The sequence below is a fragment of the Stutzerimonas chloritidismutans genome, from assembly GCF_038562055.1.
Taxonomy (GTDB): domain Bacteria; phylum Pseudomonadota; class Gammaproteobacteria; order Pseudomonadales; family Pseudomonadaceae; genus Stutzerimonas; species Stutzerimonas chloritidismutans_A.
The window spans coordinates 41,139-54,442 of the sequence record NZ_JBCFXD010000003.1 but is presented as its reverse complement, the minus strand read 5'-3'; the positions used below and the strand labels follow the sequence as shown (position 1 = coordinate 54,442).

Below are 13,304 nucleotides of genomic sequence, written 5' to 3'. Positions count from 1 at the left end.
GACTGGTGTTTCCGTTGTCCTCATGGCGAGGTCGGCAGATAGACTGCCAGTGAAGCCCGCTGCCGGCGTGGCGGGTTCTTCCGGCATCGTTGCGATGCCGGACTGAGTCGAGTTCTAACCCAATGACTGCCAAGCGGGAATGATCGTTTTGTAATAAGTAAGTCACCAAACCGCGGTGCCGCCCATAAGGCAGGCAGGGAGCGCTCCCCGCACTGCCAAAGTGGTACCGCAGCGTCTGCTTCGCGACGAAAGACAGCCGCAAACCGCCCGAACATCGACACGAGATCTGGGAGAGTGCTCAACCGGATCGAACAAATTGACTGGACATGCCATGACTGATCGCCACGAACTTATCCTCACCTGCCCAAAAGGGCTCGAGGGCCTGTTGCTCGAAGAAGCCAAGGAGCTCGGGCTCGAGGAGGCGCGTGAGCAGACCGCCGCGATTCGCGGCTTTGCCAGCATGGAGGTTGCCTATAGGTTGTGCCTCTGGTCTCGGCTGGCCAACCGAGTACTGCTGGTCGTCGAGCGCTTCGCCACAGTGAATGCCGAAACCCTCTACGAGGGAGTGCATCAGGTCGACTGGGCGGAGCATCTCGCAGCAACAGGCAGCCTGGCGGTCGAGTTCAGCGGCCATGGTTCGGGGATCGACAATACTCACTTCGGGGCTCTGAAGGTCAAGGATGCCATTGTTGATCGGCTCCGCACGGCAAGCGGCGAGCGCCCCAGTGTCGACAAGCTGAACCCCGACCTGCGCATCCATCTGCGTCTTGATCGGGGGCAGGCAGTGTTGTCGCTGGACTTGTCCGGGCATAGCTTGCACCAGCGTGGCTATCGTCTTCAGCAGGGCGCGGCGCCGCTCAAGGAGAATCTTGCGGCGGCCGTACTGATCCGTGCGGGTTGGCCCCGCATCGCTGCTGCTGGCGGCGCTCTGACCGATCCGATGTGTGGTGTCGGCACCTTCCTGGTCGAAGGCGCGATGATGGCGGCGGACATCGCCCCCAATCTTCGCCGTGAGCGCTGGGGGTTCAGTGCCTGGCTTGGCCATGTGCCGGCACTCTGGAGTCGCCTACATGCCGAAGCCCAGGCGCGTGCCGAGGCGGGCATGGCTCGACCGCCGCTGTGGATTCGAGGTTACGAGGCGGACCCGCGTCTGATCCAGCCGGCAAAAAACAACATCGAACGCGCTGGGCTGGCGAGTTGGATCCGTGTTTACCAAGGCGATGTAGCGACGTTCGAGCCTAGACCGGATCAACATCAGAAGGGCTTGGTCATCTGCAACCCACCGTATGGCGAGCGCCTGGGCGATGAGGCGAGTCTTGTCTATTTGTATCAAAACCTCGGAGAGCGACTGCGTCAGGCCTGTCTCGGCTGGGAAGCTGCGGTGCTGACATCGGCGCCAGACTTGGGCAAGCGCATGGGCATCCGTAGCCACAAGCAATACGCTTTCTGGAACGGTGCACTGCCTTGCAAACTCTTGTTGATCAAGGTCGAACTGGATCAGTTTGTCACCGGTCAGCGAGCGGCCACCGCTGAAAGCAAGAACGAAGAGAAGCCCGTAGCGGAGCTGGCGCGCCTCAGTGAGGGCGGGCAGATGTTCGCCAACCGGCTGCAGAAGAATCTGAAGCTGCTCGGTAAATGGGCTCGCAAGCAAGGCATTCAATGCTATCGCTTGTACGATGCAGACATGCCTGAGTATGCCTTGGCCATTGATCTCTACGGCGACTGGGTGCATGTGCAGGAATACGCGCCACCGCGCTCGATTGATCCCGAGAAAGCCCAAGCACGACTCTACGATGCCCTAGGCGCTATCCCGCAAGCTTTGGGTATTCCCCAGGACCGGGTGGTGGTCAAGCGTCGTGAGCGCCAGAGCGGCACACGGCAGTACGAGCGCCAAGCCACTCAAGGCGCTTTTGTTGAGGTCACAGAGGGTGACGTCAAGTTGTTGGTGAATCTCACCGATTACCTCGATACCGGGTTGTTTCTCGATCACCGGCCGATGCGCCAGCGCATTGCGCGCGAAGCGGCAGGCAAGCGCTTCTTGAACCTGTATTGCTACACCGCAACCGCGACGGTACACGCGGCCAAGGGCGGCGCTCGCAGCACGACGAGTGTCGACCTTTCAAAAACCTATCTGGATTGGGCGCGGCGCAATCTGGCGCTCAATGGCCTGTCGGATCGACAGCGTTTGGAGCAGGCCGATGTCATGGCGTGGTTGGAGGAGGACCGTGGCGAATACGATCTCATTTTTATCGACCCGCCAACATTCTCCAACTCGAAGCGCATGGAAGGGGTGTTCGATGTCCAGCGTGATCATGTCGCCTTGCTCGACCTGGCGATGGCAAGACTCGCCGCTGGCGGCACGCTGTATTTTTCCAACAACTTTCGCAAATTCGTCCTCGATCCGGGCGTTGCCGAGCGCTACGCCGTGGAGGAAATTACCGGCGCCACTCTGGATGAAGATTTCCGCCGCAACAGCAAGATTCACCGCGCCTGGAAACTCCAAGCGCGCTGATCTGTTAGGAAAGGTGCCGCGTTTCGGTATCCACCGGCATCGCCATCACGCAGCTGATTCGCTGCGCCAGTGATCCAGCGTTGCTGTTTCAATTCAGTGCCGGCGTGGTGTCGCGACGGCGGCACTAAATGGACTAGCGTTGCGCGGTGTTTTCGTTGCCGGGACGGTTATAGAGACTGACCAACACCTGGTCCAGCACCGAGGAAGCGCCCCACGGACGAGGATGGTTGAGTATCGCGACGACAGCCCAGGTATTGCCGTCGTTGTCGCGGCTATACCCAGCGATCGCACGCACCGTGTTCAGCGTTCCGGTCTTGACGTGCGCCTTGCCGGCAACCCCTGTATTACGAAGCCGCTTGCGCATGGTGCCGTCCACCGCTGCCAAGGGCATCGATGAAATGAACTCGGCGGCGTATGGGCTTTTCCATGCAGCTTGTAGCAAGCTGGCCAACTCTCGCGCGCTGACGCGTTCGGCCCGCGACAAGCCAGATCCGTTCTCGATGACCAGATGCGGCGAAATCAACCCCTTTTTTGCCAGCCATTGGCGTATCACACGCTGCGCGGCCATGGAGTCATCTGCATCCGCTTCGTTACGGAACTCAGCACCCAAGCTCAGGAACAACTGTCGTGCCATGGTGTTGTTGCTGTACTTGTTGATGTCGCGAATGATCTCCACCAGATCTGGCGAATAAGCTCGCGCGATCATCTTGGCGTCAGCGGCCACCGGTGCTACTCGATCCTCACCGAGAATGGTGCCGCCAAGCTCTTTCCAGATCGCGCGAACGGCACCGGCTGCGTAGCGCTGATGGTCCAATACTGAAAGATAGGTTTGTCCGCTGCATCCAGCAGGGAGCTTGCCCGTGACCACCACGGTCACCCCTTTACCGTTTTCGATCGGGTTGTAACGGATGTCAGGCCATCCCGGGCATTTTGCTTTGGGTAGCGCCTGGATGCGGTTGTCGATCTCCACGGTGGCGATTGGCGGTTCAACCAGAACCTTCACATTCCCGCCATCGTTGCGGGCAATGAAACGAAGTGCCTTGAGGTTGACCAACAATGCATCCGGCCCGACCAGGAAAGGCTTGTTCTTGTCGTTGCCGTCGTCGTCGAATACCGGCAGCGTGGGTTGCACGAAATGGCTGCGGTCGAGGACAAGGTCACCCGTAACGGTTTCAACGCCATTGGCCCGCAGGTCCCGCAGCAACAACCAGAGCTTCTCCATGTTGAGCTTCGGATCACCGCCGCCCTTGAGGTAAAGGTTGCCGTTCAGCGTGCCGTTCTCAATCGGCCCGTCAGCATAGAACTCTGTTTTCCACTGATGGTTGGGCCCGAGCAGTTCCAGCGCGGCGTACGTCGTGACCAGCTTCATGGTCGAAGCGGGGTTAACTGAGACATCCGCATTAACAAAGGTGGGCGATCCGGTGCCGTTGAGTGGGAGCATGACCACGGAAAGGGCGCTGGTTTCGATCTTGTTTGTCTTGAGCGCCTGTACCACGCGGGTTGGTAAGGTCTGATTGACCGTTTCGGCGAAGGCCGGAATCATTAGTGGCAGCGTCAGCGCGGCAGCGGCGAGGCGGGACCGCAACTGACGGGTCGCGCGGCTCCGGTTGGCTGGTGCGGACAGGCTCGAAATCAATGACATAGCGGTTCCCTACAGCGTTCAGGGAAAAGAGGGCGGGCTATTATGCCCACGTCCGAGAAGTGACATGCTTCTCATCCGACAAGCGTAGACGTCTGGCTCGTCTCCCTGCAAACAAAGATAAGCAAGTGATCACCGTTCCGGAGAGTCGGCCATCAGGCCTGCCCTGCAATCGCACAAGCCTCCCGATGCTGTTAGAGTGCGCGCCGTCATCATCGTTATCTAAGGACCGAATCAATGGCTACCAATCGCTCGCGTCGTTTGCGCAAAAAACTGTGTGTCGACGAATTTCAGGAATTGGGTTTCGAGGTCAGTCTGACCTACCGTGACGGCCTTGAGGCCAAGGCAATTGATGCGTTTCTTGAAGCTTTCCTGAACGAAGCCATCGAAACCAATGGTTTGGGCTATGTTGGTGGCGAAGATTACGGTTTCGTCTGCCTCGCGAGCCGCGGCTCGGTCAACGAAGAGCAGCGCGGTCAGGTCGAGGCCTGGCTCAAGAGCCGCAACGAACTGTCAGAATTCAACGTAAGCCCGTTGATGGACGTTTGGTACCCGGAAAACGAGATCAACGCTAAGGCATGATCGAGTCATCCTTGCCCTGATCGGTTACGGTTGTTTGCCTGGATCTGCGCAATGCAATCCGGGTGACCAGCCGACGCAGTAGATACATCAGTAAGGTAACAGACAGCGCCACACCGACCCCTAGGGCGGCGTTAATCAGGCGCAGCTGTGGCAATTCCCAATCTTGCGCCAACGTTTCGGCCAGCAGAAGAAAACTCAAGGTTGTCTGCAGGACAAACAATCCATAGTGATGTGCCTGGAATGCCCTGCTGAGCATTACCAGCGGCAACATGATCATCACCATCATGGGCGGGTCGGCCAGGCTGTGGCCCATGTAAATCAGTATTGCTGCTGCACAAAAGATCCCAATGCCGGCCTGTAGAGCACGAATGAGGCTGCGTTGCAGGTCCATCTGCAGCGTAGTGAACACCGCTAGTGTCAGCCAGTAGCCGCGCGGTAGATCTGCCAGAGTCACGATCAGGCCGCCAGTCGCCGCAGCCAGAATGTAAGTAATCGCGTGCAGCCGCCATTGGCGAATAGGCGTGCGCCGCGCACGGCGACGTAACACTTTCAACAGGCTCAACAGTCGTGGCATGTAAGGCCACATGCGCAGGCCATGCATGCCTCGGAGACCGAACGCCAGGAGGGTGACCCAAAGGCCTCCCAAGGCGAACAGCGCCGCAATGGCCTGAGGATTGTTGAAGTCTCCAATGCCATGCTGACCTTGGCCCAGGCATAAGCAGATTGCCAGGCCTATGCCGAGCTTGCCGGCCTCGCTGCCATATCGCTGCAGCCACGCTAGCAGCAAGCCGTAAAAGGCAAACAGACCGAGGCTGACAAGTGGGTGGGTGGCTGCCCAAAAGCCGAGCCCAGCGCTCCCGGCGCCAAGCCCGATCAGCAGTAGCATTCGCAGCATGCCAAGGCGGTGGAGCGGGTTCGCTTTGGCTGCCTGGAACGCGCCAACCGTCGCCCAAAGAAAACCCGGATGCCCGCTAAATAAACCGAGCAGCAGGGGGAGCGCACAGCCCAGGCCTGCGACGGCGGCAGCGCCCCAGGCGGGGCGGCCTGGTTGCCAACCGATAAACTTCCATGGCGACCTCTTCATCAGGCTCACGTCGGGCTCGAGCGTCCGGTCATTTCGCTGGCCATCTCGGTCGCATAGCTGTCGGTCATGCCTGCGATGAAATCGATCATGCGAACAAACGCCTGATACAGCGGCCAATGGGGGTCTGGCGCGTTGTTGCCAAGCAGATCCAGGATGCGGCGATTCTTGAACGACGGCGTTCGACCGCCATGTTGCTCGAGCGCTGCACCGCAGAAAGCGTTAAGCAGGATCTCAAGTGTGGTGTAGGCGCCAATCTCATGCAGCGTTTTGCGCTTGTCTTGGAATATCTTTTCCCTGGCCAGCGCCTTGGCCTGCAGAACGCATTGTTTGGCTGGCCCATGCATATGCTCAACCAGATCCCCGGTGAGGTATCCTGTCAGCAGCGCTTGCTGTTGCTCGACGAAGGCTTCTGCAGCAGCGTTAGTCAGGTGTTCGATGGCCTTGCCTCTGAGGATAGCCAGCTTGCGCCGACGTGAGCCTTCGGGACCGAGCTGCCTGTATGTTTCAGGTACGTCATCTCCCACCAGATTCAGCAGTAGGGCTTCCACCTCGGCATACTCCAGAAGGTCCATTTCAAGCCCATCTTCGAGGTCGATGAGCCCGTAACAGATGTCGTCCGCAGCCTCCATCAGATACACAAGAGGGTGACGCGCCCAGCGTTGTTCGTCCAGCTTTGGGAGGCCAAGTTTGGCTGCTATCTGCTCCAGCAGCGGCAGTTCGTTCTGGTAGCAACCAAACTTATGTTTCTTATAGCCAAGCGCTTCTGCATGGCGTGATGTCCAGGGGTACTTGAGATAAGTGCCTAGCGTCGCGTAGGTGAGGCGCGTTCCGCCATCGAACTGGTGATATTCGAGCTGTGTAAGTACCCTGAAGCCTTGGGCATTGCCTTCGAAATTGAGAAAATCGGTGCGTTCGGCGTCGCTCATATCGTCCAGCCAGCCACGCGCCGCCGCCTGTTGAAACCAGTGCCGTATTGCATCTTCTCCAGAGTGTCCAAATGGTGGATTGCCAATGTCGTGCGCCAAGCACGCGGACTGGATGACCATGCCAAGGTCTGCCGGACTGCACCACTCTGGCATATCATCCCGGAGCACTTCACCTACACGCATGCCAAGCGAGCGGCCAACGCAGCTGACTTCCAGCGAGTGGGTCAGGCGCGTATGAATGTGATCGTTGCTTGAGACTGGATGCACTTGAGTCTTGCGTCCAAGCCGCCGGAACGCTCCAGAGAAGATGATTCTGTCGTGGTCCTTATGAAACGGACTTCGACCAAGCTCTTCATTGCTGTGTACGGATTTTCCGAGCCGCTCTCGATTCAGCAGCGTGTGCCAGTCCAAAGAGCAATCTCCTTGATGTCGCCAGGTGGAGGCGCTTTGCCAGTGCAGCAGCTTCCTCGATGCACGCAACCAAACCGCCCAGTGACCAATCGGTAACTGGCTGTCAGCCTACAGAGTTGCTGGTCGCGAGACCATCCGCATTTGCTGCTATGTGGATCAGCTGCGCTTCCCCTGCTAAACAGGTTGGCGCCGCTAGTGTCGCAGCCGTCGGATGAGGGGGTATAGCATCATGCCCACCCTGGCCAGTTTGCCGACCTTGCCCAGTCGACGGCCAAACAGGGTAAGCCCGACAGTTGCTGCAATCATCAGCGGACCCTTCCCGTTATGGTGCTCTGAGTTAGTGCTACGGCTCCCGATCATTCCCTTGATTCGCTGGAAGGGGTGAACCAAAGGCTGTGAATGATACAAAACTTGTTGGCGGTTCATTTCCATGCGCAAGCGAACAAGGTCCTTGCGCATAGCTAAATCGCCGGAGCTACTTAGCGGTAGGCTCATGGCAGTAAACGCTCCCGGTTGCGGGCCAGTTCTTCGACCGTCGCCTGGAAAGGCGAGACGCTTTCTTTGACGATGCGCACGGCGCGGCTGATACAAACGGCCAGCACAACGGCGTAGATAGCACAGAGAACCAGAATTGCGGCGATAGGGTTGCTGTCCCAGAAGGCGATCACGATGGCAGCTGATAGCCCAACAAGAATCAGCAGCCCGAGGATCAAGCTGATACTGGCAAGAAGGAACAGCTTGAAAACCCGGGCTCGCTCTTCCTGAATCTCAATTCCGATGAGCTCCAGATGCCCTTGTACGAGGCCAGCAAGCGCGCTGCCCATCTTCTTGATGGACGGCGTCGGGGCGTCGTCAGCGTGTCTGGTTTCCATTGGATCCGTTCCCCACATTATTAACGGCGGGTGATCAGGCCGAAGAGAAAGCCAACTCCCGCTGCGATCCCGATCGATTGCCACGGGTGAGTATGCACATACTCCTCGGTGCACTGGATAGCCGCCTGGCCCTGTTCTTTCAGGTTGCCTTCCTGATCCTTGAGCATTTGACGGGCGCGACTGAGGTTAGCGTTGATCTTGCCACGGAGCTCTTCGGTCTGAGTGCCTGCCGTATCCTGAGTGTGTTTCAACAGGCGCTCGGTATCACCGATAAGGGTGTGGAATTCTTCAATGAGTGCATTCTGAGCCGCCTGCAGGTTGCGGCGGTGGGCTGACTTATTGATTAGAGACGAGGTGTCGGTTCCAGCTGGCCCATCAGGGATGGGCGTGTTGTCGCTGGTGCCAAAAGTCGATTCGGTAGACATCTGCAGTTCCTCTTGAGACTCGCAGGAACGATAGGTCCCGGCGCTTAGGGTTTCGAGCGTGCAGTTGGTGCAAGGTTCCCGTTTCGTTTGAATGAGATTGAAGCACTCACGCTGCGCTAGCGGTCATATCGCCTCCTCAGCATGATCAGACTCCGGAAAAAGGAAAACCCGCGTCAGCGGGTTTTCCTTTTTCTACTCAGTTTGCTGCAGCATTCGCTATCACATCAGCGGGATGGTGTAGCTCACGATCAGGCGGTTCTGGTCGATATCGCGAGTGCTATTGCTGCGATAAGTACCGTTGCGCCATTTCACGCCTAAGTTCTTCAAGGCGCCGTCCTGGAAGACATAAGCGATATCTGTGTCTCGCTCCCATTCTTTACCGTTGCCACCTGCACCGAAGTCGTCGCCAGTTACATAGCGGGTCATAAAGGTCAGGCCGGGAATGCCAATCGCAGCGAAGTTGTAGTCATAACGCGCCTGCCAAGATTCTTCATCAGCTTTCGCGAAATCGGCAGCGATCATGACGTAGTTGACGAGGAACGGGTCGGTCCCGTCAAGATAGGCGAAACCCGTGTCGCCTCTCATTTCCTGATAGGCAAGGCCGAAGCTGTGGCCGCTCACGGAGTAAGTTACCATTCCGCCGAGCGCTTTGTTGTCAACGGTTGAGGAGCCGTCATCGCTCGAGTGCGCGTAACGAAGATCAGTCTTCAGCGACTGGCCCTCTCCAAGCGGCTGCACGTGCACAACGTTGAATGAGTGCTGTTTGTAAGCCTCTTCCAGGTTGCTGTAGTAGTAGCTGCCGGTCAGGTTATCCAGAAGCTTGTAGCTAGCGCCTGCAAAAATGAAATTGTCAATTTCATTGGCAGTTGTGCCGCCCCTCAGCTGCGCTTTCAGGTCATCGTAATGGGAGTCGTTGCGCTCGTTGACTTCGGTCAGATAACCAAGGTCAAGCGTCAGCCCTTTGATCTCGTTAGAGACTAGCTGTCCGCCCTTGAAAGTTTGTGGCAGCAAGCGAGAGTCGCTTCTTGCAACTGCCATGTTCTTCGGCTCGAGTGTGCCTACTTTCAGTATCGAGTTCGAGATCTTCGCCTTAGCTGTTAGGCCAAGTTCAGAATATTCATCTGGGGCGGAACCGTCGTTGTCCGTAGGCAGTAGACCCGTCCCAGTACGCCCGCGCCCAGAATCCAACTTCACACCCAGGAGGCCTAGTGCATCTACGCCGAAACCGACCGTACCTTCTGTGTAACCAGACTCTGCTCTGAGCAGAAAACCTTGCGCCCATTCTTCGCTCTTAGATTGAGACGACGAAGGAACGGAACGATTGTCCGAATTCATATAGAAATTTCGCAGTTCCAAACCAGCTTTGGCGTCTTCAACGAAGGCCGCTTGAGCCATAGTTGGAATAGCCAGTGTTGCTCCCAGAGTGGCAAGGGCCACGCCCCGGGCGATTGGGGTCTTGAGCATTTCTTATTTCTCCTCGTTGGATGATGCTCTGAAGTCGCTCTTTGGCGCCGTGTAATAAAACACTACCTCAGTATTTGAGCCCTTAGACCTTAGTCTTTGAGGCATAACCGCGGGGCCTTGGTTGACTATTCGGGAAGTTGTTTTCGACCAACTTGACGTGGCCTAAGCGCCACCTCCGTTACGTGCCTCAGCCTCCAGCCCTGTGACTCTTTGGTCGCTTGGGCTGCAGCATCCTAGCCGTTTGCCAACGGCGCGTCGATTCGCAAAATCAAACCCTTGTTTGAGTGGGCTCAAGGTCACATTTTTTATTCGGTGTAGTCCGAAAGAACTGGATATTTTACGGGCTGCTGCCGCACCGTGATCGGCCTGCTAGAATTGGCATGCCATATAGGTTGAGCGCTTGACTATGCATTTGCCGGAATGCCAATTGTTCGGAACGTTGGGCTGCCACTTATGTGAGCAGGCCGAGGCGGTAGTACTGCCGCTCGTGGAGAATGGGTTGCTGGTAGAGCTTCTAGATATTGCGGAGCGCTCGGACTGGGTAGACGATTATGGCCTTCGGATACCGGTGCTCCGTCGTGTCGACACAGGCGCCGAACTGGATTGGCCGTTCGAGGTAGAGCAGGTCGTCTGGTTCTTGCGGCGCTAAGATATAAGCTGTCCGCTAACTTGAGCTCAAAACCTGGAGTGAGCGTTGGTAGTGCGGGGACATGTTAGCCAGGCGATTTAGATTCGCTTTCCAAAACTCAGTCTAAACCTATAAATCAAAAAACCGGCTTATGGGCCGGTTTTTTTAAGGCTTGATAAGCCTTTGCGGGATTTGGTCGGAGCGACTGGATTCGAACCAGCGACCTTCTCGTCCCGAACGAGACGCGCTACCAAGCTGCGCTACGCTCCGAAGGTGGCTGGCATTTTACAGAAAAAGTTTTGTTTCACAAGCGTTTAGCGAAGGCCTTTTCTGAGGCCAAACACGAGCTTAGCTTGGAGGAAACAATGGGCTAGAGCTCTTGTACGGTGCGAACCTGGTCCTTGTTTACTCGGCCCGGTTTTCCGTCGATTCCTTCAAACTCGTAGAATCCTGCCTCGTCATCATATTCAGGCTGGTCCAGTGTTTGAATTTCGCGGCCGTCGTTGAGCGTGATGACGCTGGGGCTTGAGCAGCCGGTAAGGAGTGCCATCCCTACCAGAACTGCCAGTGCGGGGCCGGTCATTGCGCGCATAATAATTCTCCTCTGTAGTTGCGTCTGTGACGGCGGCCGACGGGGCTAAGTTCCCGCCGAAGGTGTCTGCGTCAATAGCAGCTCCGGCGAATTCATATTGGCCAGGCGCGAATCGTCTATACCTAGATCAAGTGCTCGCGCTTGCAATGTCAGCAAGATCTTCAGGTTACTTCGCTCTCCCTTCTGCCAAGCGTGCTCAATGGCGGGGGCGAGGCTGACCGGTATGATGCAGAACAGTGGCTCCCATTGGGCGCCTCGTCGCGCCATCAGTGGCGTCTCAGGCTCAAGCTTTGCCTTAGCGTACAGTTGTCTAAGCAGTGCTTCGTCGACCAGGGGGGCGTCGCAGGGCAGAACCATGAGCCACGGATGCCTGGCTGCTGCGAGGCCCGCTCGTATACCTGCAAGTGGCCCCTGAAAATCCGCGACGTCGTCACCAACCAGTCGGTCGGCAAGTGCTGCGTAACGTGACTGGTTGCGATTGCACGAGATCAGGAGGTCATCCGTAAGGGGGCGGGCGATGCGCTGCGGCCATGCTACAAGCGGCTTGCCATGCCACTCCACGAGTCCCTTATCTCGTCCGCCCATGCGTTGTCCGCGCCCGCCCGCCAGTAGCAGGATTGAACAATTCGCCAGCCAGCTCTGCGCCATCAAATACTCCTCTATAAGCCGGTCTGTAGACCCGAACGCTCTGTCGACCCATTGGAAGCCCGGTCGAATTACTTTCTTGTCTGTCCTGCGCCGTTTGTTTTATTGATTAGCCAACGAGCGGGGAGTGTATGGTTTCAGGCCTCTTGCGGGAGCAGTCAAGGCATGAAATTCAGTGGAGCGCGTCTGCAGTCAATCTCTTCAGGTGATGCCGTACAGGGAGCCCAATAGGTTTGTTTTTGATCCATTGGCTACCAGTCAGAGCTACGCCAGCTGGTGCATTACGTCGGCTAATGTGGCCTGCTCGACGCGATGGACAAACTGATCGATCTTTTCACTGTCTATTTTCCCCGTCTTCGTGAATCTGGCTGTGATGTGTCTGATCTTGCCCATAACCAAGGAGAAATATGATGCAGGAGAGAAACGCCTGGGTTGATTATGCCAAAGCCATCGGGATCATTCTTGTCGTCTACGGGCATGTTGCGCGTGGGGTCTTCAATGCCGGATTGCCGATGGATCAGGACGAGTACCTGCTAGTCGACAGTGTCATCTACAGCTTCCACATGCCCCTGTTCTTCTTTCTGTCGGGGTTGTTTTTTTACGACTCGCTTGTAAAACGCGGTAAAGCCGGTCTGATCATCAACAAAGTAGACACCATCATCTACCCCTTTATCGTGTGGTCACTTCTGCAGGGGCTGATAGAGGTGGTGTTGTCGAATTACACAAACGGTGATGTCACGTTAGGGCAGGTATTTTCATTGCTTTGGTCACCACGGGCGCAGTTCTGGTTTCTGTACGCGCTGTTTTTGGTTTTCGTTGTCTGTTCTTTTGTCTATGCCAAGGCTAGCCGTCGCTACTTTTTACCGCTTTTGCTGGTTTTTGGTGTGCTTTACGTGCTCAGTACTGATCTGACTGTCGGCAGTGTCGGCAAATTTATCTTTGGTAATGCCGTGTTTTTTGCGCTCGGTATCTGGTTTAACGAGATCAAGGCGTACTTTCTCGCCCGACATGTCCCGCTCACCTTGTTGCTCGGCGCCTCGTTTGTCGCCGGGCAATACCTGTTTCACGTGACGTTCGGCTTGAGCTGGGAGGTGGGAGGATGGCCCGTGCTCTCGCTCGCGACTGTTTCCATCCTTTTTGTGGTAGCTCTATCAATGTGGCTCGGTCGGCTTCGCATGGCCTGGCTGCTATTTATCGGCGCCTCATCAATGACCATTTACCTGATGCATATTCTCGCGGGAAGCGGCGTTAGGGTTATCCTCGGAAGCTTCATGGGTATTGATTCCATCGCTGTACACTTGATTGTCGGAACGTTGGTCGGGCTTGCAGCCCCGTTGCTGGCTCAGATGATCATCAAGAAGTACGACCTGTACTTCCTGTTAGCCCCACCGAAATCGTTTTCCGCAACCCGCTTGCGGACGAGGGCAATGGCGCATTGAGCGCGGCGATCGGCAGGCATGACGGCTGGTCTGCCTGCTGCCGCCCGTATCGTTTTTATGCACGAATCCGAACGGCTTCAGCGGG

13 protein-coding genes and 1 tRNA gene are annotated in these 13,304 nt (G+C 56.8%); 4 read left to right on the top strand and 10 right to left on the bottom strand.

Going from position 1 to position 13,304, the window contains the following annotated elements:
* Positions 1-331 precede the first annotated feature (331 nt).
* A complete protein-coding gene (rlmKL, locus tag AAGW23_RS06855; protein WP_342405697.1) occupies positions 332-2,512 on the top strand; it encodes a bifunctional 23S rRNA (guanine(2069)-N(7))-methyltransferase RlmK/23S rRNA (guanine(2445)-N(2))-methyltransferase RlmL in 2,181 nt (726 codons plus the stop codon).
* Positions 2,513-2,645: 133 nt separating this feature from the next.
* Here the strand turns inward: rlmKL and dacB are convergent, their stop codons facing one another.
* Positions 2,646-4,055, bottom strand: a complete 1,410-nt coding sequence (gene dacB / locus AAGW23_RS06850; protein ID WP_342405953.1) for a D-alanyl-D-alanine carboxypeptidase/D-alanyl-D-alanine endopeptidase — start codon at positions 4,053-4,055, stop codon at positions 2,646-2,648.
* Positions 4,056-4,388: 333 nt separating this feature from the next.
* Between dacB and AAGW23_RS06845 the strand changes: the two genes are divergently transcribed.
* Positions 4,389-4,733, top strand: coding sequence for a YggL family protein (locus AAGW23_RS06845; RefSeq protein WP_342405696.1), 345 nt, complete (start codon positions 4,389-4,391; stop codon positions 4,731-4,733).
* On the opposite strand, the gene AAGW23_RS06840 is transcribed toward AAGW23_RS06845, so the two are convergent.
* From AAGW23_RS06840 to AAGW23_RS06815, 6 genes are all read right to left on the bottom strand, one after another.
* Positions 4,723-5,817, bottom strand: coding sequence for an FUSC family protein (locus AAGW23_RS06840; protein WP_342405695.1), 1,095 nt, complete (start codon positions 5,815-5,817; stop codon positions 4,723-4,725). The genes AAGW23_RS06845 and AAGW23_RS06840 overlap by 11 nt on opposite strands.
* A gap of 5 nt (positions 5,818-5,822) precedes the next feature.
* The gene (locus AAGW23_RS06835) at positions 5,823-7,154 is read right to left on the bottom strand and encodes a deoxyguanosinetriphosphate triphosphohydrolase (RefSeq protein ID WP_342405694.1); all 1,332 of its coding nucleotides are present in this window, start codon (positions 7,152-7,154) and stop codon (positions 5,823-5,825) included.
* A 192-nt stretch (positions 7,155-7,346) separates the two neighbouring features.
* Positions 7,347-7,649 carry a hypothetical protein gene (locus AAGW23_RS06830; RefSeq protein WP_342405693.1) on the bottom strand — a complete coding sequence of 101 codons (303 nt, stop codon included), beginning with the start codon at positions 7,647-7,649 and terminating at the stop codon, positions 7,347-7,349.
* A complete protein-coding gene (locus tag AAGW23_RS06825; RefSeq protein ID WP_148926190.1) occupies positions 7,646-8,026 on the bottom strand; it encodes a phage holin family protein in 381 nt (126 codons plus the stop codon). Before AAGW23_RS06825 ends, AAGW23_RS06830 begins: the two co-directional genes overlap by 4 nt.
* Before the next feature lie 20 nt (positions 8,027-8,046).
* Positions 8,047-8,451: a DUF883 family protein gene (locus AAGW23_RS06820; protein WP_342405692.1), complete on the bottom strand. Its 405-nt coding sequence runs from the start codon at positions 8,449-8,451 to the stop codon at positions 8,047-8,049.
* A gap of 219 nt (positions 8,452-8,670) precedes the next feature.
* Positions 8,671-9,915, bottom strand: a complete 1,245-nt coding sequence (locus AAGW23_RS06815) for an OprD family porin (protein WP_342405691.1) — start codon at positions 9,913-9,915, stop codon at positions 8,671-8,673.
* A 406-nt stretch (positions 9,916-10,321) separates the two neighbouring features.
* Between AAGW23_RS06815 and AAGW23_RS06810 the strand changes: the two genes are divergently transcribed.
* A complete protein-coding gene (locus AAGW23_RS06810) occupies positions 10,322-10,564 on the top strand; it encodes a glutaredoxin family protein (protein ID WP_102836248.1) in 243 nt (80 codons plus the stop codon).
* Positions 10,565-10,736: 172 nt separating this feature from the next.
* Here the strand turns inward: AAGW23_RS06810 and AAGW23_RS06805 are convergent.
* The 3 genes from AAGW23_RS06805 to mobA form a co-directional block, all read right to left on the bottom strand.
* Positions 10,737-10,813: transfer RNA gene (locus AAGW23_RS06805), tRNA-Pro, on the bottom strand.
* Between the two features lie 100 nt (positions 10,814-10,913).
* Positions 10,914-11,135, bottom strand: a complete 222-nt coding sequence (locus tag AAGW23_RS06800; RefSeq protein ID WP_342405690.1) for a YgdI/YgdR family lipoprotein — start codon at positions 11,133-11,135, stop codon at positions 10,914-10,916.
* A gap of 45 nt (positions 11,136-11,180) precedes the next feature.
* A complete protein-coding gene (gene mobA / locus AAGW23_RS06795; RefSeq protein ID WP_342405689.1) occupies positions 11,181-11,783 on the bottom strand; it encodes a molybdenum cofactor guanylyltransferase MobA in 603 nt (200 codons plus the stop codon).
* A 407-nt stretch (positions 11,784-12,190) separates the two neighbouring features.
* Between mobA and AAGW23_RS06790 the strand changes: the two genes are divergently transcribed.
* Positions 12,191-13,219: an acyltransferase gene (locus AAGW23_RS06790; protein ID WP_342405688.1), complete on the top strand. Its 1,029-nt coding sequence runs from the start codon at positions 12,191-12,193 to the stop codon at positions 13,217-13,219.
* The last annotated feature ends 85 nt before the right edge of the window (positions 13,220-13,304 follow it).

Coding starts and splice junctions, on each gene's coding strand:
- rlmKL (WP_342405697.1), top strand. CDS start 332: ATGACTGATCGCCACGAACTTATCCTCACCTGCCCAAAAGGGCTCGAG.
- AAGW23_RS06820 (WP_342405692.1), bottom strand. CDS start 8,451: ATGTCTACCGAATCGACTTTTGGCACCAGCGACAACACGCCCATCCCT.
- AAGW23_RS06830 (WP_342405693.1), bottom strand. CDS start 7,649: ATGAGCCTACCGCTAAGTAGCTCCGGCGATTTAGCTATGCGCAAGGAC.
- AAGW23_RS06825 (WP_148926190.1), bottom strand. CDS start 8,026: ATGGAAACCAGACACGCTGACGACGCCCCGACGCCGTCCATCAAGAAG.
- AAGW23_RS06815 (WP_342405691.1), bottom strand. CDS start 9,915: ATGCTCAAGACCCCAATCGCCCGGGGCGTGGCCCTTGCCACTCTGGGA.
- AAGW23_RS06800 (WP_342405690.1), bottom strand. CDS start 11,135: ATGCGCGCAATGACCGGCCCCGCACTGGCAGTTCTGGTAGGGATGGCA.
- dacB (WP_342405953.1), bottom strand. CDS start 4,055: ATGATTCCGGCCTTCGCCGAAACGGTCAATCAGACCTTACCAACCCGC.
- AAGW23_RS06810 (WP_102836248.1), top strand. CDS start 10,322: ATGCATTTGCCGGAATGCCAATTGTTCGGAACGTTGGGCTGCCACTTA.
- AAGW23_RS06840 (WP_342405695.1), bottom strand. CDS start 5,817: ATGAAGAGGTCGCCATGGAAGTTTATCGGTTGGCAACCAGGCCGCCCC.
- AAGW23_RS06845 (WP_342405696.1), top strand. CDS start 4,389: ATGGCTACCAATCGCTCGCGTCGTTTGCGCAAAAAACTGTGTGTCGAC.
- AAGW23_RS06790 (WP_342405688.1), top strand. CDS start 12,191: ATGCAGGAGAGAAACGCCTGGGTTGATTATGCCAAAGCCATCGGGATC.
- mobA (WP_342405689.1), bottom strand. CDS start 11,783: ATGGCGCAGAGCTGGCTGGCGAATTGTTCAATCCTGCTACTGGCGGGC.